At 70.1% G+C, this 19,329-nt stretch carries 25 protein-coding genes; 19 read left to right on the top strand and 6 right to left on the bottom strand.

Going from position 1 to position 19,329, the window contains the following annotated elements; translation table 11 throughout:
* The 3 genes from ACWELJ_RS26965 to ACWELJ_RS26955 form a co-directional block, all read left to right on the top strand.
* The coding region (locus tag ACWELJ_RS26965) for an arylamine N-acetyltransferase (RefSeq protein ID WP_452368932.1) at positions 1 to 224 on the top strand (224 nt) is incomplete at its 5' end.
* A 100-nt stretch (positions 225 to 324) separates the two neighbouring features.
* Positions 325 to 1,200, top strand: a complete 876-nt coding sequence (locus ACWELJ_RS26960; protein ID WP_452368931.1) for an arylamine N-acetyltransferase family protein — start codon at positions 325 to 327, stop codon at positions 1,198 to 1,200.
* 267 nt (positions 1,201 to 1,467) lie between these two features.
* Positions 1,468 to 3,045, top strand: coding sequence for a protein kinase domain-containing protein (locus ACWELJ_RS26955; protein WP_452368930.1), 1,578 nt, complete (start codon positions 1,468 to 1,470; stop codon positions 3,043 to 3,045).
* Between the two features lie 76 nt (positions 3,046 to 3,121).
* Here the strand turns inward: ACWELJ_RS26955 and ACWELJ_RS26950 are convergent, their stop codons facing one another.
* A complete protein-coding gene (locus ACWELJ_RS26950; protein WP_452368929.1) occupies positions 3,122 to 3,973 on the bottom strand; it encodes a helix-turn-helix transcriptional regulator in 852 nt (283 codons plus the stop codon).
* 146 nt (positions 3,974 to 4,119) lie between these two features.
* On the opposite strand from ACWELJ_RS26950, the gene ACWELJ_RS26945 reads away from it, so the two are divergent.
* From ACWELJ_RS26945 to hisH, 8 genes are all read left to right on the top strand, one after another.
* On the top strand, positions 4,120 to 5,166 hold the full coding sequence (locus ACWELJ_RS26945; RefSeq protein ID WP_452368928.1) for an aldo/keto reductase: 1,047 nt from the start codon (positions 4,120 to 4,122) through the stop codon (positions 5,164 to 5,166).
* A 43-nt stretch (positions 5,167 to 5,209) separates the two neighbouring features.
* Positions 5,210 to 5,497, top strand: coding sequence for a putative quinol monooxygenase (locus ACWELJ_RS26940; RefSeq protein ID WP_452368927.1), 288 nt, complete (start codon positions 5,210 to 5,212; stop codon positions 5,495 to 5,497).
* A gap of 273 nt (positions 5,498 to 5,770) precedes the next feature.
* Entirely contained in the window at positions 5,771 to 6,067 is a 297-nt protein-coding gene (locus tag ACWELJ_RS26935) for a DUF6412 domain-containing protein (RefSeq protein WP_452368926.1), read from the top strand.
* Positions 6,068 to 6,232: 165 nt separating this feature from the next.
* On the top strand, positions 6,233 to 7,048 hold the full coding sequence (yidC, locus tag ACWELJ_RS26930; RefSeq protein ID WP_452368925.1) for a membrane protein insertase YidC: 816 nt from the start codon (positions 6,233 to 6,235) through the stop codon (positions 7,046 to 7,048).
* 149 nt (positions 7,049 to 7,197) lie between these two features.
* Complete coding sequence (gene hisD / locus ACWELJ_RS26925) at positions 7,198 to 8,535, top strand: histidinol dehydrogenase (protein ID WP_452368924.1); 1,338 nt, start codon at positions 7,198 to 7,200, stop codon at positions 8,533 to 8,535.
* A 29-nt stretch (positions 8,536 to 8,564) separates the two neighbouring features.
* Positions 8,565 to 9,686: a histidinol-phosphate transaminase gene (locus tag ACWELJ_RS26920; protein ID WP_452368923.1), complete on the top strand. Its 1,122-nt coding sequence runs from the start codon at positions 8,565 to 8,567 to the stop codon at positions 9,684 to 9,686.
* Positions 9,683 to 10,315, top strand: coding sequence for an imidazoleglycerol-phosphate dehydratase HisB (gene hisB, locus ACWELJ_RS26915; protein ID WP_452368922.1), 633 nt, complete (start codon positions 9,683 to 9,685; stop codon positions 10,313 to 10,315). The genes ACWELJ_RS26920 and hisB overlap by 4 nt, the downstream gene beginning before the upstream one ends.
* Complete coding sequence (gene hisH, locus ACWELJ_RS26910; RefSeq protein WP_452368921.1) at positions 10,312 to 10,950, top strand: imidazole glycerol phosphate synthase subunit HisH; 639 nt, start codon at positions 10,312 to 10,314, stop codon at positions 10,948 to 10,950. Before hisB ends, hisH begins: the two co-directional genes overlap by 4 nt.
* Before the next feature lie 59 nt (positions 10,951 to 11,009).
* Here the strand turns inward: hisH and ACWELJ_RS26905 are convergent, their stop codons facing one another.
* Positions 11,010 to 11,483, bottom strand: a complete 474-nt coding sequence (locus tag ACWELJ_RS26905; protein ID WP_452368920.1) for a nuclear transport factor 2 family protein — start codon at positions 11,481 to 11,483, stop codon at positions 11,010 to 11,012.
* 99 nt (positions 11,484 to 11,582) lie between these two features.
* On the opposite strand from ACWELJ_RS26905, the gene ACWELJ_RS26900 reads away from it, so the two are divergent.
* The 6 genes from ACWELJ_RS26900 to hisI all read left to right on the top strand — a co-directional run bounded on the left by ACWELJ_RS26900 (position 11,583) and on the right by hisI (position 15,114).
* Positions 11,583 to 12,038: a MarR family winged helix-turn-helix transcriptional regulator gene (locus ACWELJ_RS26900; protein WP_452368919.1), complete on the top strand. Its 456-nt coding sequence runs from the start codon at positions 11,583 to 11,585 to the stop codon at positions 12,036 to 12,038.
* Positions 12,039 to 12,100: 62 nt separating this feature from the next.
* A complete protein-coding gene (locus ACWELJ_RS26895; protein ID WP_452368918.1) occupies positions 12,101 to 12,292 on the top strand; it encodes a hypothetical protein in 192 nt (63 codons plus the stop codon).
* Between the two features lie 87 nt (positions 12,293 to 12,379).
* Positions 12,380 to 13,111: a bifunctional 1-(5-phosphoribosyl)-5-((5-phosphoribosylamino)methylideneamino)imidazole-4-carboxamide isomerase/phosphoribosylanthranilate isomerase PriA gene (priA, locus tag ACWELJ_RS26890; protein WP_452368917.1), complete on the top strand. Its 732-nt coding sequence runs from the start codon at positions 12,380 to 12,382 to the stop codon at positions 13,109 to 13,111.
* A gap of 6 nt (positions 13,112 to 13,117) precedes the next feature.
* Positions 13,118 to 13,936: an inositol monophosphatase family protein gene (locus ACWELJ_RS26885; protein WP_452368916.1), complete on the top strand. Its 819-nt coding sequence runs from the start codon at positions 13,118 to 13,120 to the stop codon at positions 13,934 to 13,936.
* Between the two features lie 36 nt (positions 13,937 to 13,972).
* Entirely contained in the window at positions 13,973 to 14,746 is a 774-nt protein-coding gene (gene hisF / locus ACWELJ_RS26880) for an imidazole glycerol phosphate synthase subunit HisF (RefSeq protein WP_452368915.1), read from the top strand.
* Positions 14,743 to 15,114 carry a phosphoribosyl-AMP cyclohydrolase gene (gene hisI, locus ACWELJ_RS26875; RefSeq protein ID WP_452368914.1) on the top strand — a complete coding sequence of 124 codons (372 nt, stop codon included), beginning with the start codon at positions 14,743 to 14,745 and terminating at the stop codon, positions 15,112 to 15,114. Before hisF ends, hisI begins: the two co-directional genes overlap by 4 nt.
* Positions 15,115 to 15,117: 3 nt before the next feature.
* Here the strand turns inward: hisI and ACWELJ_RS26870 are convergent, their stop codons facing one another.
* The 4 genes from ACWELJ_RS26870 to ACWELJ_RS26855 all read right to left on the bottom strand — a co-directional run bounded on the left by ACWELJ_RS26870 (position 15,118) and on the right by ACWELJ_RS26855 (position 17,347).
* Complete coding sequence (locus ACWELJ_RS26870; RefSeq protein WP_452368913.1) at positions 15,118 to 15,624, bottom strand: MarR family winged helix-turn-helix transcriptional regulator; 507 nt, start codon at positions 15,622 to 15,624, stop codon at positions 15,118 to 15,120.
* 181 nt (positions 15,625 to 15,805) lie between these two features.
* Positions 15,806 to 16,399, bottom strand: a complete 594-nt coding sequence (locus tag ACWELJ_RS26865; RefSeq protein WP_452368912.1) for a permease — start codon at positions 16,397 to 16,399, stop codon at positions 15,806 to 15,808.
* 84 nt (positions 16,400 to 16,483) lie between these two features.
* Complete coding sequence (locus tag ACWELJ_RS26860) at positions 16,484 to 16,939, bottom strand: peroxiredoxin (protein ID WP_452368911.1); 456 nt, start codon at positions 16,937 to 16,939, stop codon at positions 16,484 to 16,486.
* A gap of 192 nt (positions 16,940 to 17,131) precedes the next feature.
* The gene (locus tag ACWELJ_RS26855) at positions 17,132 to 17,347 is read right to left on the bottom strand and encodes a hypothetical protein (protein WP_452368910.1); all 216 of its coding nucleotides are present in this window, start codon (positions 17,345 to 17,347) and stop codon (positions 17,132 to 17,134) included.
* Between the two features lie 241 nt (positions 17,348 to 17,588).
* Here ACWELJ_RS26855 and ACWELJ_RS26850 point away from each other — a divergent pair, with 241 nt between their 5' ends.
* Entirely contained in the window at positions 17,589 to 19,142 is a 1,554-nt protein-coding gene (locus ACWELJ_RS26850) for an anthranilate synthase component I (RefSeq protein ID WP_452368909.1), read from the top strand.
* Positions 19,139 to 19,329, top strand: a 191-nt coding sequence (locus ACWELJ_RS26845; RefSeq protein WP_452368908.1) for a hypothetical protein, incomplete at its 3' end; no start/stop codon positions are given. The genes ACWELJ_RS26850 and ACWELJ_RS26845, both read left to right, overlap by 4 nt.

Raw genomic sequence — 19,329 nt, 5'->3', positions numbered from 1 at the left:
CTACCCTGGAGACCCTGCGCGCCCTGGTGCGCGCCCACACCACCACGATCCCGTTCGAGAACCTCGAGATCATCCTCGGCCGCGGTACCCCGCTGACCGCGGCCCAGATGCTCGACTTCTCCCTGCGCGCCTCCAATGCCAAGGCCCGGGCCGAACTGCGCTGGGCGCCGCGCTATCCGAGCTATCGCGAGGGTTTGCGCACCCTCGCGCGCGTCCACGCCTGACCCGGCGGTCCGGTCGCGTCGGAACACCGTCGCGCCCACGACCGTTGATCACCTCGGAAGACGGATGATCGACGCGAATCGGGCGTGAAGGAAGGCAGTGATGAACACACCGGCGGACCCCGGCTACACCTGGCTGGGCGCGGAGCTCGACCTCGACGCCTACCTGGACCGGATCGGATTCACCGGTGCGCGCACGCCTACCCTGGAGACCCTGCGCGCCCTGGTGCGCGCCCACACCACCACGATCCCGTTCGAGAACCTCGAGATCATCCTCGGCCGCGGTATCCCGCTGGAGCTGGACGCGCTGCAGGACAAGCTGATCCGGCGCCGCCGCGGCGGCTACTGCTACGAGAACGTCGGCCTGTTCGCCGCCGCGCTGGAGCGGTTCGGTTTCGAGTTCACCGCCATGTCGGGCCGGGTCACCCTCGGCGCGACGGCCGCACGGCCCGCCACCCACGCGCTGCTGCGGGTCACGGCCGCCGACGACGACCGGCGCTGGCTCTGCGATGTCGGGTTCGGCCGGGGTCCGCTCGAGCCTGTCGAGCTCACCGCCGACGGTGGCGAATTCGCCGCGGGCGCATGGCGTTTCCGGCTGGAGCGGGCCCTCGACGCGGTCGGCGGCGAGCGGTGGACGCTGCACGAGTTCGGGCGTGCCGGCTGGGTGGACCGGTACACCTTCGCGAGCACCCCGCAGTACCGCATCGATTTCGCGGTCGGGAATCACTTCGTGTCCACTTCGCCGCGTTCGCCGTTCACCCTGCGCCCGTTCGTGCAGCGCTTCCACGCCGACGCGCACCACCAGATCGACGGCACCACGTGGACCACCAGCCGTCCCGACGGTTCGGCCGAGGTCCGCGAGCTCGAGGTCGCCGAGCTGCCGAAGGTGCTCGAGGAGGTCTTCGAGATCGAGCTCGACGCGGCGGACGCGGCGCGACTGGTCCGCGCGCAGTGGCCGGCGGCGGTGAAAGGTAGCTGAACCCCGCCGGTGTGCGGGAGCAAACACACACCAAACCGATTGGTATATGTCTGGTCATGTATGGGGTCCGACCAGTGCATACGCCAGCCGGGTCACGGGCGGGTCGCCGACGGGCGGCGCAGATCTCATCGAGATCTCCGCCATATCTCACGCTGACGTCGGCGATCCGCGCGCCGCCCGCTACACTCGTGCGGGGAAACGCGCGGGCAACCGCATTGTCACAGTCATCTCGAAGAACCTCGGAGTAGTGCCATCGAAACCGGCCAAGTGATCGCAGGGCATTACCGCCTGGTCGAACGGATTGGTAGCGGCGGCACCGGCGTCGTCTGGCGAGCCGTCGACCAGCGGCTGGAACGGTCCGTCGCGATCAAGCAGATCCTCACCCAGCCGAGCCTGTCGGATGCCGACAAGGACATCGTCCGGCAGCGCGCCGCGCGCGAGGCCCGCAACGCGGCCCGGTTCCAGCACCCGAACGCCATCGTCGTCTTCGACATCACCGAGCACGAGGGCGACCCGTGCTTGATCATGGAGTACCTGCCCTCGCAGAGTCTCGCCGTGGTGTTGTCCGCGCAGGGCACGCTGCCGCTGCCGCAGTGCGCGCGCATCGGCGAACAGGTGGCTTCCGCGCTCATCGCCGCGCACCGCGCCGGCATCGTGCACCGTGACGTCAAGCCCGGCAACATCCTGCTCGGCGACAACGGCGCGGTGAAGATCACCGACTTCGGCATCGCCAAGTCCAAGGGCGACGTCACCCTCACCGCCACCGGGCTCATCTCCGGCACCGCCGCCTACCTCGCCCCCGAGGTCGCCCGCGGCGCGGAACCGACCCCGGCCGCCGACGTCTTCGCCTTGGGCGCCACGCTCTTCCACGCGCTCGAGGGCGAACCGCCCTACGGCACCAACCCGAATCCGCTGGCCTTGCTCTACGCCGCGGCCAACGGCCAGATCAGCGAGCCGCGCAATGCCGGTCCGCTGTCGGACCTGCTGCTGAGCCTGCTCAGCTTCGAGCCCGAGGACCGGCCGAGCATGCTCGACGTGCGCGACATCATGGCGGAATTCGCCGAGGTCGGCCCGGACGCCGAGGCCGCCCGGGTGTTCGCCGGCCGCCGCTCCGGCCCGATCACCCCGCAGGGCGGCACCGCGCCGCGCCAGCAGACCCGGCAGATGGAACGCCGGTCCGCGGCCAACGTCGACATCCCGACCGGCGCGATGAGCCAGGCCCAGCTGCTCGAGACCCCGCCGCCGCGCCCGGTGCCCAACGGCGGCCCGCCGACCCGCAATCATCCCGCGCCCGAACCGGATTCGGAACCGGCTTCCAAGAAGAAGCTGGTGTGGATCCTGCTGGCCGCGGTCGTCGTGGTGGCCGGCGGCATCGTGTACGGCATGATGAGCGACTCCGGCTCGAGCGACTCGCCCGGCGCGGGCGGCGGCGCCACCACCTCGGTGAAGGCCTCGACCTCGGCCAGCTCCACCAAGGGCACGCCCTCGGGCCTGGGGCAGACCAAGAGCGCCTCGACCGTGAGCGTGGGCAATGGCGCGGACGCCGTGGACAAGTTCTACGACGCCCTCACCTCGCAGCGCTACCAGGAGGCGTGGACCCGGCTCACCCCGGCCGCGCAGCAGGTGTACGGCAGTGCGTCGGCGTTCCAGACCTACTGGACGAACAACCCGATCAGCCGCTACTCGACCATCGAGGGCGCGCGCGGCACCGACAGCAACAATCCCGATGGCTCCGTGGACATCTCGCTGGCCAGCCTGAGCACCAAGAACAGCGGCAGCAAGTCGGTGACGCTGCGGGTCGTCGACAGCGGCGGCTCCCTGCTGATCGACAGCGACACCAAGTAGCGGGACACCGCGTCGCGGCGCCGCACCGGAATGCCGGTGCGGCGCTTGCCTTTTCCGGGGGCTTCTACCGGTCGGGCTAGCGGTGCGCGGCCGAGTCGGCGGCCAAGGTCGCCAGCAGGCGCAGGGCGTCGGCGCTGGGGGAGCCGGGCTCGACGTGATGGGCGACCAGGGCTTGATCGGGATCGTCGGGCAGCCGCAGGGTTTCGTAGCCCAGCTCCAGCCGTCCCACGATCGGATGCCGGTAGATGTGGCGGCCGTGCGTCTTGTCCTTGAGCTCATGGCGCTCCCACAGCGCGGCGAATTCCGGGCTCGCGGCGTTCATTTCGTCGATCAGGGCGGTGATGCGGGGGTCGCCCGGATTACGGGCGGCGTCCACGCGCAGATAGGCGACGGTGTCGGCGGCCTTGTCGTCCCAGTCCTCGTAGAGCTCCTTGGCGCCTTCGTCGAGGAACACCAGGTGCAGGAAGTCGCGCTGCTCGGGCGCGATCGCGCCGAAATCGCCGATCAGCGCCGCCGCCAGGCGATTCCAGGCCAGCACGCTGACCCCGCGGCCCACGATGTAGGCGGGCACGTCGTGCGCGGCGTCCAGTAGCCGCCGCAGACCCGGCCGCACCTGCTGCGCGGCCGGCGGCTCCTCACCCGACCACGGGCGGGCCAGCAGATAGAGATGATCGCGCTCGACCTGATTCAACCGCAGCGCCCGTGCCACCGCGTCCAGCACCGACTCCGAGAACTGCAGACTGCGGCCCTGTTCCAGGCGCACATAGTGATCCACGCTCACCCCGGCCAGCAGCGCCAGCTCCTCGCGCCGCAAGCCCGGCACCCGGCGGCGGGCCCCGTGCGAGACCAGGCCCACCTCCTCGGGGCTGAGCCGGGCGCGGCGGGAGCGCAGGAATTCACCGAGTTCGGCGCGACGGTCCAGGGTCATGGAACCAGGTAACCACGCGGGCACCGGGTTTCATCCTGGTCATGCCGTGCCCAGGCAGACGCCGCACTGTTTGCCGCCCCCGGATCGGACGAATGTAGTGCTCAGCGCCGCACACCACGGCGGACCCCGACTCCGAGGAGCACAGCATGACCTCCCTTCCCACCCGTCAGCTCGGCACCACCGACATGCGCATCAGCCGGATCGGCTTCGGCGCGTGGGCACTCGGCGGCGCGGGCTGGCGCTACGCCTGGGGCGCCCAGGACGACGCCGGATCGATCGCCACCGTGCGCCGCGCCATCGATGCCGGCGTGAACTGGATCGACACCGCCGCCGTCTACGGGCTCGGCCACTCCGAGGAAGTGGTCGGCAAGGCGATCGGCGAACTGCCCGAGGCCGACCGGCCCTTCGTCTTCACCAAGGCCGGACTGGTCTGGGACGACGACGACCGCGCCGCCGCGCCCAAGCGCGTCATGGCCCCCGCCAGCGTGCGCCGCGAGGTCGAGGACTCGCTGAGGCGGTTGCACGTCGAGCGCATCGACCTCTACCAGGTGCACTGGCCCGACACCGGTGCCTCCCTGGACTTCTCGGACCCCGACGGCGTGAGCGAGGCCGTCGTCACCCCGCTGCACGAGTACTGGCAGACCATGGCCGACCTGGTGACCGAGGGCAAGGTCCGGGCCATCGGCCTGTCGAACCATGATGTGCCGCAACTGGAACTCGCCGAGTCCATCGCCCACGTCGACGCCATCCAGCCCCAGTTCTCGCTGATCAAGCGCGCCGCCGCGGGCGAACTGGCCTGGGCCGCGGCCCATCACACCGGCGGCATCGTCTACCAGCCCCAGCACTCCGGCCTGCTCACCGGCGCGTTCACCGCCGAACGCGTCGCGAACCTGCCCGATGACGACTGGCGCCGGGGCTTCCCCGAGTTCACCACCGAACTCGACCGCAACCTCGCCCTGGTGGAGGCGCTGCGCCCGATCGCCGCGGCCCACCGCACCACCGTCGGCGCGCTCGCCATCGCCTGGACCCTCACCTGGCCCGGTGTCACCGGCGCCATCGTCGGCGCCCGCACCCCCGAACAGGTCGACGGCTGGATCGACGCCGCCACCCTCGAACTGACCCCTGCCGACCTCGACGCCATCGCCGCCGCCCTGCGCGCCACCGGCGCGGGCGACGGACCCATCACCCACTGACCCCGCGTCGAATACCCCGACACCGAACCCCGAGGAGCACACCATGACCTTGCACGTCGTCGCCGAGCTACGCGTGACCGCCGGCAACGAGGACCGCCTGCGCACCGCCCTGGAAGCCATGATCGAACCGTCGCTGGCCGAACCCGGCTGCCTGTCCTATCAGCCCTTCACCAACCCGAACGATCCCGCGCACATGGTCGTGGTCGAGGAATGGGTCGACGCCGACGCCTTGGAAAAGCATTTCACCACCGACCACTTCCGGCACGTCGCCGACGTTCTCGAAGCGATCATCGCCGAACCGATGATCATCCGCCGCCTCGTCGCCGAATAGGGCTCGCTGCCGATTGCCGCCCCGCGCCCTCGACCCGGGGTGCGGGGGAGGGCGCTGGGCCACCGGACCGCCCTGCCTCGAGGCTCGGCGGAGAACCAGCGCGTCGCGGGCCGCTCCGGCCCCGGGCGTCGATGCTGTCGGGACGCGGCGTCAACCTGCCGGGCGTCCCATCGGTACGGCAGGGCGTGACACCTCGGCGCGGGCGGACGGCGCAGGGCCAGTGGTGCGGAACACAGGGTGCCGAGGGCGGGTAACGCAGGTACTGTCAGGCGCATGGGTTCGCGGATTCGATCGACGGCGCTGCTGGTGGGCGCGCTCGTGGTCTCCGCGTGGGCGGTGCTGTATCTGGGTGCCGCACATCCTGATTCGCTGCTGGTGCTCGGTGCGGTCGCGCTGGTCGCGGTGACCGCCGCCGTGATCGCGGCGCGGGGGCCGCTGCTGGTGGCCGTCGCGTCGGCCGGGCCGGCGGAATCGGCCGGGAAGCGGCGTCGCGGCGCGTTTCTGCGGCAGAGCAATCCGGATGCGCCGGGGCGGCCGCGGCCGCGCGCGCCCGGAGTCCTCGCGGCCTGACCGCAATCGCGCGCGGTAGAACCCGCACAGTAGAACCTCAGCCTTCCAAGCTGATGGTGCGAGTTCGCATCCGGCTTCCCGGTGCGCGTCGCTGTCGGGTTCATCGCCGTCCCGAATTCCCTCCGCCCGCACGCGTGTGCCGGGCGCTGCGCAGCGAGGTACTCCATGCTCGATTTCATCTATTACCCGGTGTCCGCCGTCCTGTGGCTGTGGCACACCGCCTTCGCGTCCGTGCTGGGCGCGACCTCCGGCCTGGCCTGGGTGCTGGCCATCGTGTTCCTGGTGCTCACCCTGCGGGCGCTGCTGATCAAGCCGTTCGTGGCGCAACTGCGGTTCTCGCGGAAGCTGGCCGAGATGCAGCCGCGGATCCAGGAGATCAAGCGCAAGCACGCGGGCGACCGCGAGCAGCAGGCGCTGGCCATGCAGGAGTTGCAGAAGGAGTCCGGGGTCAACGTGCTCACCGGGTTCCTGCCGATCCTCGGCCAGGCGCTGGTCTTCATCGGGCTCTACCACGTGCTGCGGTCCTTCCAGCCCGGTCACACCCAGAATTACGTGTTCGGCGCCGGGCAGGTGCAGTCGTTCCTGGACGCGAAACTGTTCGGCGCGCCGCTGGCGGCCACGCTGTCGGGGGCGGGTTCGCAGTTCGGAACCATTGCCGCGGTGGCGATTCCGCTCATGGTGATCGCCGCGATCGCCACCCATTTCACCGCCCGCGCCGCCATCGCCCGCCAGCCGGCGCCGGCCGAGGGCCCGGCGGCCTCGACCGCGCGCGTCATGAACACGCTCTCGCAGTGGGTGTTCCCGGCGGGCGCGCTGGTGGTCGGACCGGTCATGCCGATCGCGATCCTGCTGTACTTCGTCACCCAGAATGCCTGGACATTCGCCCAGCAACACGTGGTCGCGACCCGCTTCGGCGACGACCGCGCCGAGCGGGGCGGACGCGGTGAGAGCACCGGGCCGGCGGCGGTCGCGCACGAATAGCGGGCGCTCGGGTGATGCGCGGATAAAGCGGTGGCGGTGACCGGATAGGCTGGTAGCTGGTCGCAAGCGGTTTCGGCTGATACCCCATGCGGTACCCGAACCGGTCGCGAACCCCCTCGAATCAGCACAGACAAGGACTGCACAGCGCTATGACCAGCCGCATCGAGCTCGCCCGCGTCGACCTGCGCGGACGTACTCCCACTGCTGCCGAACTGCGCGCGGCGCTGCCGCGCGGGGGCGTCGACGTGGACTCGGTGCTGCATCATGTGCGCCCCGTCGTGGAGGCGATCCGCGATCGGGGCGTCGAGGCCGCACTGGAATTCAGCGCCAAGTTCGACGGCGTCACCCCCGCCTCGGTGCGGGTGCCCGCCGCCGAACTGGACCGGGCCCTCGCCGAGCTGGATCCCGCCGTCCGCGCCGCCCTCGAGGTCGCCATCGAGCGCACCCGCAAGGTCCACGACGACCAGCGCCGCACCGACAAGACCACCCAGGTGGTGCCCGGCGGCACCGTCACCGAGCGGTGGGTGCCGGTCGAGCGGGTCGGCCTGTACGTGCCCGGCGGCAATGCCGTCTACCCGTCCTCGGTCGTCATGAACGTGGTTCCGGCGCAGGCCGCGGGCGTGGAGTCGCTCGTCGTCGCCTCCCCGCCGCAGGCGCAGTTCGGCGGCCTGCCGCACCCGACCATCCTGGCCGCCGCCAAGCTGCTGGGCGTGGCCGAGGTGTGGGCGGTCGGCGGCGCGCAGGCCGTGGCCCTGCTGTCCTACGGCGGCACCGACACCGACGGCGCGCAGCTGGAACCGGTCGACCTGATCACCGGCCCCGGCAATATCTACGTGACCGCCGCCAAGCGGCTGTGCCGCGGCCTGGTCGGCATCGACGCCGAGGCCGGTCCCACCGAGATCGCCATCCTCGCCGACGCCACCGCCGACCCGGCGCACGTGGCCGCCGACCTCATCTCCCAGGCCGAGCACGACGTGCTGGCCGCCAGCGTCCTGGTCACCGACAGCGTCGAACTCGCCGACGCCGTGGACGCGGCGCTCACCGCGCAGATGGCCGTGGTCAAGCACCACGACCGGGTCGCGGAGGCGCTGTCGGGCAAGCAGTCCGGCACCGTGCTGGTCGACGATATCGAGCAGGGCCTGCGCGTGGTCAACGCCTACGCCGCCGAGCACCTCGAGATCCAGACCGCCGACGCCGCGGGCGTGGCCGCCCGGGTGCGTTCGGCCGGAGCGGTTTTCGTCGGCGCTTGGTCGCCGGTGTCGCTGGGCGACTACTGCGCCGGCTCCAACCACGTGCTGCCCACCGCCGGATGCGCCCGGCACTCTTCGGGTCTGAGCGTGCAGACCTTCCTGCGCGGCATCCACGTCGTCGAGTACACCGAGGCGGCGCTGAAGGATGTCTCGGGCCACGTGGTCGCCCTCGCCAACGCCGAGGACCTGCCCGCGCACGGCCAGGCCGTGCAGGCGCGATTCGGACAGCTGCGGTGAGCGCCCAGGCAGGACTGGGAGAAGGCGCCATGTCTGTTCCCGGCTCGAACATCTCGCTCGACGATCTGCCGCTGCGCGACAACCTGCGCGGCAAGAGCCCGTACGGCGCACCGCAATTGACGGTGCCCGTCCAGCTCAACACCAACGAGAACCCGCACCCGCCGAGCCAGGCCCTGGTCGACGATGTCGCCGAGTCCGTGCGCGCGGCCGCCGCCGATCTGCACCGGTACCCGGACCGCGACGCGGTCGGCCTGCGCACCGACCTGGCCGCCTACCTGACCCGGCAGACCGGCGTCGCGGTGGCCGTGGCCAATGTGTGGGCGGCCAACGGCTCCAACGAGATCCTGCAGCAGCTGCTGCAGGCCTTCGGCGGACCCGGCCGCAGCGCACTGGGTTTCGTGCCCTCGTACTCGATGCACCCGATCATCTCCGAGGGCATCGACACCGAGTGGATCGAGGCCAAGCGCAACGGCGACTTCTCCCTCGACATCGACTACGCGGTGCTCACGGTGGGGGAGAAGAACCCCGACGTGGTCTTCGTGACCAGCCCCAACAATCCGACCGGGCACAGCATCCCGATCCCGGACCTGGAGCGCATCCTCGACGCCGCCCCCGGCATCGTGGTGGTCGACGAGGCCTACGGCGAGTTCTCCTCCGCGCCCAGCGCGATCAGCCTGATCGACAAGTACCCGACCAAGCTGGTGGTCAGCCGCACCATGTCCAAGGCGTTCGCCTTCGCGGGCGGGCGGCTGGGCTACCTGGTGGCCGCGCCCGCGGTCATCGACGCCATGCTGCTGGTGCGCCTGCCCTACCACCTGTCCGTGGTCACCCAGGCCGCGGCGCGGGCGGCGCTGCGGCACGCCGACGAAACCCTGGGCAGCGTCCACGAATTGGCCGCGCAACGCGACCGCGTGATGGCGGCGCTGACCGAGCTGGGCTACGACGTGATCCCGTCGGATGCCAACTTCGTGCTGTTCGGCCGTTTCGCCGACGCGGCGCGCGCCTGGCAGCACTACCTCGACGAGGGCGTGCTCATCCGCGATGTCGGCATCCCCGGCTACCTGCGCACCACCATCGGCCTGGCCGCCGAGAACGACGAATTCCTGCGCGTCAGCGCGAAACTGGCGTCCGAGGAGCTGATCGCCCGATGACCACCGAACGTCCCGCCGACCGCATCGCCCGGGTCGAGCGCACCACCCGCGAGTCCTCCATCGTGGTGGAGCTCAACCTGGACGGCTCCGGCAAGACCGACATCTCCACCGGCGTCCCGTTCTACGACCACATGCTGACCGCTTTCGGCCAGCACGGCAGCTTCGACCTCACCGTCGCGGCCAAGGGTGACATCGAGATCGAGGCCCACCACACCGTCGAGGACACCGCCATCGTCATCGGCCAGGCCCTGGGCCAGGCGCTCGGCGACAAGAAGGGCATCCGCCGCTTCGGCGACTGCTTCATCCCGATGGACGAGACCCTCGCCCACGCGGTCGTCGACGTGTCCGGCCGGCCGTACTGCGTGCACACCGGCGAACCGGATCACCTGCTGCACACCATCATTCCGAGCGTCGCCCCGACCGCGTCGTACTCGACGGTCATCAACCGCCACGTGTTCGAGTCGATCGCGCTCAACGCGCGCATCGCCCTGCACGTGCGCGTGCTCTACGGCCGCGACCAGCACCACATCACCGAGGCCGAATACAAGGCCGTCGCGCGGGCATTGCGCGCGGCGGTCGAATACGACCCGCGCGTGTCCGGGGTCCCGTCCACCAAGGGTTCGCTGTGACCAAGAAGATCGCCCTGCTCGACTACGGTTCGGGCAACCTGCACTCGGCCGGCCGCGCCCTGGCCCGCACCGGCGCCGAGGTGATCATCACCGCGGACCCCGAGACCGCGCTGAACGCGGACGGTCTGGTGGTCCCCGGCGTCGGCGCCTACGCCGCCTGCATGTCGGGCCTGCTGGCCGTGCGCGGTGACCGCATCATCGGCAAGCGGCTCTCCGGCGGCCGCCCGGTCCTCGGCATCTGCGTCGGCATGCAGATCCTGTTCGAACGCGGCGTCGAGTTCGGCGTCGAGACCGACGGCTGCGCCGAATGGCCCGGCACCGTGGAACGCCTGCACGCCCCCGTCCTGCCGCACATGGGCTGGAACACGGTCAAGGCCCCCGCCGACAGCGTGCTGTTCGCGGGCATGGACGCCGACACCCGCTTCTACTTCGTGCACTCCTACGCCGCCCAGCACTGGGGCTGGACCGATGACGGCGGCGGCCAGATTGCCCCCGCCAAACTCACCTGGGCCGAACACGGCGTCCCGTTCCTCGCCGCGGTGGAGAACGGACCGCTGTCGGCCACCCAGTTCCACCCCGAGAAGTCGGGTGACGCCGGAGCCCAGCTGCTCCGCAACTGGGTCGACTCGATCTGATCGGAACGGCCGAAACCCCCGCCGCGAGCGGGGGTTTCGTGTTTTCCAGGTCAGTCCGCTCAGGCGGCCGAGGGGCGCGGGCGAGTGCCCGCCGACCAGATGGGCGAGGACGCGACGCCGGAGAACTGCCAGCCGTCGCCGGTGCGGACGGCCTCGAAGCGGTACACCTCGCCGAGGGTGAGCCGGGGCTGCGAGCCGAGGGTGGGGTCCTGCGCGGGACCCCACGCGAAGACGCACAGCAGATTGGCGCGCACCGTCGCGGTGTCACCGTTCAGCTCGACGATGATGCCGCTGATGATGTGCTGAATCTGCCTATCGGGGGTGTGGTTCCGGCTGGCCTGGCTGACCAGCGCGGCCCGGCCCACCGCCTTGCCGCCGGGCGTCCGCGCGGTGGCGTCGTGGGCGTACAGCGCCGCGAGCTCGTCCCAATCGCCCTCGTCGAGGGCCCGTCCGAGCCGATGGACCAGCTCGGTGATCTCGAATTTGTCGGCCAGGTCCTGGATTCGCCCTGTGCTGATGTCGATCGCGTTCATGGTGGCAGTCTTTCGGCGAAATGGTTGGTGTAACCAACGTTGGTGAAACCAATGTAACCGATCGTGGGTCTCCCCAACAAGTCTTGATAGATTCCTCTCATGGACGCCGCCCCCGAAGGAGCCTCCGGCCGCCTCCGCGCCCTCCCCACCCGCCTCCTCGGCCAGGTCGCGATCATCGCCAACCGCTGCACCGAAAAGGCGCTGGAGCCAACGGGTTCCCGCCGCTACCACTACGCCCTGCTCGCCACCCTCGACGAGAACGGCCCCCTCAGCCAGGCCGCAGTGGGTCGCCGTACCGGCATCGACCGCAGCGATGTCGTAGCAGCCGTCAACGACCTCGCCGATCGCGGCCTCCTCACCCGCGCCCCCGACCCGTCCGACCGCCGCCGTAACACCCTCACCCTCACCCGCGCGGGCCGCGCCCACCTCGCTGACCTCGATGAACGGCTGGAAGCAGCCCAGCGTGAACTCCTCCCCGACTTCACCGCCGCCGACCGAGCCCACTTCGTCCTCACCCTGAACCGCATCCTCGAATCGCACACCCGCGAGAGCTGATGCCAGGCGAAACTCCGTCCGAGGGGCCCTGCCGTCCCCGGCGAAGCGCCATAATTCAGTACATGACCAGGAATCCGCGGCCCGCCGAGGTTCGCGACCGCCTCGAATCCTTGCGGGAGACGGTGGAGATCCTCGCTGATCCTGGGATCGGCGACGAGATCCGTGCGGCCATGGCCGAGTCGGAGCGCTTCACACTCGATGACATTCGGCAGGACCTCGAGGCGCGGGGCGGGCCCGCGCACGGTGGCAGATGAACAACATGCCTCGCAGTGCTTCGGCGGTCGCCCCGATCGCGTGAGGCCGACGACGGCGCGGTGATCGGTAGCCACTAGGATGCTTGCGTGAGTCTTGTGCTGCTACCTGCCGTCGATGTCGCCAATGGTGAAGCTGTGCGCCTGGTTCAGGGGGAGGCGGGCAGTGAAACCAGTTATGGTTCGCCGCGTGACGCCGCCCTGGCCTGGCAGCAGGCGGGGGCGGAGTGGGTGCATCTGGTCGACCTGGACGCCGCGTTCGGCAAGGGGTCCAATCGCGACATCATCGCCGAGGTCATCGGCGAGCTCGATGTGAAGGTGGAGCTCTCGGGCGGCATCCGTGACGACGAGTCGCTGAAGGCGGCGCTGGCCACCGGCTGCGCGCGCGTCAATATCGGCACCGCGGCCATCGAGAACCCGGAATGGTGCGCCCGCGCCATCGGCGAGTACGGCGACAAGGTCGCGGTCGGCCTGGACGTGAAGCTCATCGACGGCGAATGGCGGCTGCGCGGGCGCGGCTGGGTCACCGACGGCGGCGACCTGTGGGAGGTGCTCGAGCGGCTCGAACGCGACGGCTGCTCGCGCTACGTGGTCACCGACGTGTCCAAGGACGGGACGCTGACCGGACCCAACCTGGATCTGCTGAGCCAGGTCGCGAACGCGGCCGAGGCGCCGGTCATCGCCTCGGGCGGCATCTCGGTGCTCGAGGACCTGACCGCCATCGCCACCCTGGTGGACGAGGGCGTCGAGGGCGCGATCATCGGCAAGGCCCTGTACGCGGGCCGGTTCACCCTGCCCGAAGCCCTGGCCGCGGTTCGATAACCGCCGATGGCCGCCGAACTCGCCGAACTGCTCGGCATCGCCAGCGCGGTGCTCGACTCCGCCGCACCGCGTTTCGTCGAGGGCATCGGGGCGCCGAGCGCGATCGAGAAGGGGCGCAACGACTTCGCCACCGAACTCGACCTGGAACTCGAGCGCACCATCTCGCAGCGACTGGCCGAGCGCACCGGAATCCCGGTGCACGGCGAGGAATTCGGCGGCCCGCAGCTGACCTCGGGCACCGCGTGGGTGCTCGACCCGATCGACGGCACCTTCAACTATTCGGCGGGCAGCCCCATGTGCGGGATGCTGCTGTCGCTGGTGCGCGACGGCGTCCCGGTGATCGGCCTGACCTGGCTGCCGATCCTGGGCCAGCGCTACGCGGCCGTCGAGGGCGGACCGCTGCTGCTCAACGGCACCCCGCTGCCGACCCTGGGCCCGGGCAAACTGGCCACCGCCATGATCGGGTTCGGCAGCTTCAATATCGATGGGGCGGGCCGGATTCCGGGCATCTTCCGCTTCAACCTGCTGGGCGCGCTGAGCCGGCTGTCGGGGCGGCAGCGCATGTACGGCTCCACCGGCATCGACCTGGCCTACACCGCGTCCGGAATTCTGGGCGGGGCCGTGGTGTTCGGACATCACCCGTGGGACAACGCCGCGGGCGTGGTGCTGGTCCGGGCCGCGGGCGGGGTCGTCACCGACCTGCTGGGCGCGGACTGGACCATCGAATCCGGTTCGGTGCTGGCCGCCGCGCCCGGTGTGCACGAGGAACTACTGGAACTGATCGCCGACACCGCCGATCGGGTCCGAGGAGAGGCAGAACAATGACCATCGGGGCAGAGCTGTGAGATTCGAGGAAGTGAAATGACCCTCGCGGTACGCGTCATCCCGTGCCTGGACGTCGACGCCGGGCGCGTGGTCAAGGGCGTCAACTTCGAGAACCTCAGGGACGCGGGCGATCCCGTGGAACTCGCGGCCACCTATGACGCCCAGGGCGCGGACGAGCTGACCTTCCTCGACGTCACCGCCTCCACCGGCGACCGCGGCACCATGATCGACGTGGTGACCCGCACCGCCGAGCAGATCTTCATCCCGCTCACCGTCGGCGGCGGCGTGCGCACCGTCGAGGACGTGGACCGGCTGCTGCGCGCGGGCGCGGACAAGGTGTCGGTGAACACCGCCGCCATCGCCCGCCCCGAGGTGCTGCGCGAGATGTCGGAGCGGTTCGGCTCGCAGTGCATCGTGCTGTCCGTCGACGCCCGCACCGTGCCCGCGGGCGGGGACCCCACCCCGTCCGGCTGGGAGGTCACCACCCACGGCGGCAAGCGCGGCACCGGCATCGACGCCGTCGAATGGGCCGTGCGCGGCGCCGACCTGGGCGTCGGGGAGATCCTGCTCAACTCGATGGACGCCGACGGCACCAAGGCCGGTTTCGACCTGACCATGATCCGTGCGGTGCGCGCCGCGGTGACGGTGCCGGTCATCGCCTCCGGCGGTGCGGGCAAGGTCGCCGACTTCGCCCCGGCCGTGCACGCGGGCGCGGACGCGGTGCTGGCCGCCAGCGTCTTCCACTTCGGCGACCTCACCATCGGCGAGGTCAAGGACGCCATGCGCACGGAAGGAATCACGGTCCGATGAGCGCCCTGGATCCCGCGATCGCCGCGCGCCTCAAGCGCAACGCCGACGGCCTGTTCGCCGCCATCGCCCAGGAGAAGAGCACCGGCGACGTGCTCATGATGGCGTGGATGGACGACGAGGCGCTGGCTCGCACCCTGGACACCCGCAAGGGCACCTACTACTCGCGCTCGCGCCAGCAGTACTGGGTCAAGGGCGAGACCTCGGGCCACACCCAGTACGTGCACGAGGTGCGGCTGGACTGCGACGGCGACACCGTGCTGCTCATCGTCGACCAGGAGGGCGCGGCCTGCCACACCGGCACCCACACCTGCTTCGACACCGACGTGCTGCTGTCCCGGGGCGATCGGCTGCTGTCCGAGGAGGGCTGACCCTCAGCCGGGTTCGGCCGGATCCAAGCCCAGATGCGAGCTGGGCCGCCCCGAGCGGCCGAGCCCGCGGGTCATGCCCTTGTCGAGCTGTGCCACCAGGGTGTTCCCGAGTTCGAGCAGCTGCTCGGTCTGCTCGTCGTCGAGGCCGTCGAACACCAGGCCGCGCACGCACTCCAGATATCCGGGCCCGGCGTCGCTGACCTTGCGATATCCCGCGTCGGTGAGCACGGCCTGGGCCCCGCGGCGCCCGGTCAGCGCCATGCGCTGGGCCCAGCCGAGCCGTTCGAGTTTGGAGACCACGTGCGAGAGCCGTGATAGCGATGCGTTTGCCTTTTGCGCGAGCTCGCTCAGTTGCAATCGGTGATCGGGTTCTTCGGAGAGCAGAGCCATCACGAAGTATTCGAAATGGGTAATCCCGGACTCGCGTTGCAGCTGGGTATCCAATGCGGCGGGAAGCCGGGTCGTGAGCGCGATCAAGGTTCGCCAAGCTCGCTGTTCTTGGGGATTCATCGACTTGGTCACCGTGCGCGCCCTCTCGTACCAGCCGAGTGACGGTTGGTCCCCGACCGTTCGAGAGCCCGTGCGGCGGCATCGAACAAGTCACTCGCAGGTCAAAGTTTGCCACGACTTCGCTCGTCAGTCACGGTGTTGCTGAATGACGTGACATCGATCACGCGTGTTGCGCGCGGAATTAGTTCGTGCCGACTTCGGGGGGATTTGCCGGATTTTCCGGCGACACGCTCGGCTTTTCCGGTTCGTTTCGCTGCTTGTCGGCGCGGTGGCGGCGGAATCGCCTGCGCACCAAGAGAAATGCGACCAGCAGGAACAGCAGGGCGGCGATGATCGCGCCCGCCAGGCAGGCGCCGCGGAATCCCGGGGCGTCGACGTCGAGAATGCGTTCCCCGGCGTGCGCGGCATTGGAGTTGCCCCACACGATGGTCAGCGTCATCAAATTCGGGATGGCCAGGACCACGGCCAGGACGGCGGCCCCGCCGGCGACGAACTTTCCGGCCCGTTTACGCCAGGACAGGCCCGCGGTCAGGAACAGGAAAAGTGGCGCGGCCGTGCATATCAGGCCCATCAACAGGCCGTACCAGATGCCCTTGGCGAAACTCGAACCGACCATTTCGCCCAGGCGCTGCGCCCACCACCGTGGAATGAACGCGGCCAGGATCAAATAGGACACCCACAACACCGCCAGGGCCACCACCGCGGCAATGATGCGATTGCGCCACGTGACGAAGGTTGAAGACTTTCGCTCCTGCTCGGTGCCGGCCGTAGTCATGCGCTCAGCGTATGTCCGAATTGTCGGCGGGCGAAGCACCGACGCGGCGGGGTCGCGCGGCCGGGACCGAGCCGGAGCGGTGAGTCAGCGTTCGCGCAGGAACTTCAGGGCCTCGTCGGCGTGCACGTTGGCGCGCATCTCGCTCGAGATCACCTTGGCCACGGTCCGATCCGGGTCGATCACGAAGGTGGTCCGCTTGACCGGCACGAGCGCGCCCAGTAGGCCGCGCTTCACGCCGAACTCGGCCGCGACCTCGGCGCCCGGGTCCGAGAGCACCGGGTATCCCAGTCCCTGCTTCGCGGCGAAGCCCGACTGCACCTCGACCGAATCCGCGCTGATGCCCACGCAGCTCGCTCCGGCGGCCTTGAATTCCGTTGCCAGATCCCGGAAGTGGCACGCTTCGGCGGTACACACCGGCGTATTCGCCGCGGGATAGAAGAACAGCACCACCGGGCCGTCCGCGAGCAGTGACTCGAGCGAACGCGGGGTGCCGGACTGATCCGATAGTTCGAAATTGGGTGCGAGCTGACCGACCTTCATGTCCGTACCCTACCCCCAATTCATCGTGCACGAGTTATCTGGGGACGATGTGATCGCTCGACTGGAATCCCTTGCCGGGCACCGGGCTTGGCGGGTGCCCACCGCCGGCCCGTCAACTGTCGTCCTGCTTGGGGGTCCGGGGATCGGCCCCCGGAGCCCCAACCACCCCCGACACGTGGTGTCGGTGCGACCTCACACCCCGATCAGGGCGGCGACCTCCGGGTTCTTGATGTCCATCACGTCGAGGATGCCGTGGGCGCGCAGGAACGGCTTGAGTTCCTTGATGCGGTCGGTGTGCTCGGCGTACTCGTCGGGGAAGTTGCGCGGATCCAGCGATTCCAGCGCCTTCACATACGTGACGAACGAGGAGATGGCGGAGTACTTCCCGCCGGGGTTCATATTCATCATCCGAGGCGGCTGGCCGGGATGGATGCCCGGAGCCATCTGCGGAGCTGCGTGCCGTGGACCCTCCGGAGCTACCGGTTGCGAGGGGTACATCTGTGTTGAACTCCTCTCGAGAATGGGGGATACCGCGGGCTACCGCCGCAAGTGCAGTGATGACCGCTTCAGGTATTCGCCGCAGCGGCCCGCTCGGCTGGGCGGGGAGCGCGATTTAGATCCCGCCCGGTGGGCCTGGAATGATGGGGCAATGCACGGCGCCCACGGTTTGCCTATCGACACCACCACCTCCCGGGAGCAGTTCCGGTCGCTCGCGGCCGATCACCGCGTGGTCCCGGTGATCCGAAAGGTGCTGGCGGACTCCGAGACTCCGCTGTCCGCCTACCGGAAACTGGCCGCCGACCGGCCCGGCACCTTCCTGCTGGAGTCGGCCGAGACCGGCCGCTCGTGGTCGCGATGGTCGTTCATCGGCGCGGGCAGCCCGAGCGCGCTCACCGTGGTCGACGACCAGGCCGCCTGGATCGGGCAGACCCCGGCCGACGCGCCCGTCGGCGGCGACCCCCTGGAAGCGCTGCGCGAGTCGCTGCGCGTGCTGCGCACCGAGCGCCTGCCCGGCCTGCCACCGCTGACCGGCGGCCTGGTCGGCTACCTCGGCTACGACACCGTGCGTCGGCTCGAACGCCTGCCCAGCCTCGCCGTCGACGACCTCCAGGTCCCCGAGATGGTCCTGATGCTGGCCACCGACCTGGCCGCCTTCGACCACCACGAGGGCGCGATCACGCTGATCGCCAATGCCGTCAACTGGAACGGCACCGACGAGCGCGTCGACGAGGCCTACGATGACGCGGTCGCCCGCCTGGACCGCATGACCGAGGCCCTGGCCGCGCCCGCCGAATCCACCGTCTCCGTCTTCGACCGCCCCGAGCCCGACTACCGCCGCCAGCGCACCTCCGAGGAGTTCGGCGCGGGCGTGCGCCGCCTGGTCAAGGAGATCGAGGCGGGCGAGGCGTTCCAGGTGGTGCTCTCGCAGCGCTTCGAGATGGATTACCACGGCACTCCGCTGGACCTGTACCGCATGCTGCGCGCCTCGAACCCGAGCCCGTACATGTACCTGATGCACATCCCGGACGCCTCCGGCGCGACCGCGTTCTCCATCGTCGGCTCCAGCCCCGAATCGCTGGTCACGGTGAAGGACGGCGTGGCGACCACGCACCCGATCGCGGGCACCCGCTGGCGCGGGACCACCGAGGAGGACGACCTGCTGCTGGAGAAGGGCCTGCTCGAGGACGAGAAGGAGAACGCCGAGCACCTCATGCTCGTCGATCTGGGCCGCAACGACCTGGGCCGGGTCTGCGAGCCGGGCACCGTGCGGGTCACCGAGTACCGGCATGTCGAGCGGTACTCGCACGTCATGCACCTGGTCTCCACGGTCTCGGGCCGGCTGCGGGCCGGCAAGGTCGCCCTCGACGCGGTCCAGGCCTGCTTCCCGGCCGGGACGCTGTCGGGCGCGCCCAAGGTGCGGGCCATGGAGTTGATCGAGGAACTCGAGCCCACCCGCCGCGGCGTGTACGCGGGCGTGGTCGGCTACCTCGACTTCGCCGGTGACGCCGACACCGCGATCGCCATCCGCACCGCGCTGCTCAAAGGCGGCACCGCCTACGTGCAGGCGGGCGCGGGCATCGTCGCCGACTCCGACCCGGAGTACGAGGACACCGAATCCCGCAACAAGGCCATGGCGGTCCTCAAGGCCATCGCCGCCGCGGAGACCGTGCGCGCCTACCGCCCGAACGGCGCGGATCAATGACCGAGCCCGGCCCCGATCGACCGCCGGAAAGTCCTGCCGCACCAGCGGCGACCGACCCGGCCTCCGGGAAACTGGTTGCGCCACAGGCTGATCGGACCACCGGCGGTAGGAAGGCGGCCGAACGGGCCGCTGCCGCCGCGCGGGCGAAGGCCGACGCGCGAGCCGCCGAGGCCGACGCCGGGGACGC

The organism is Nocardia sp. NPDC004582 (genome assembly GCF_053602115.1).
The sequence above is the reverse complement of the archived record's forward strand: the minus strand, read 5'-3'. Positions and strand labels throughout refer to the sequence as shown.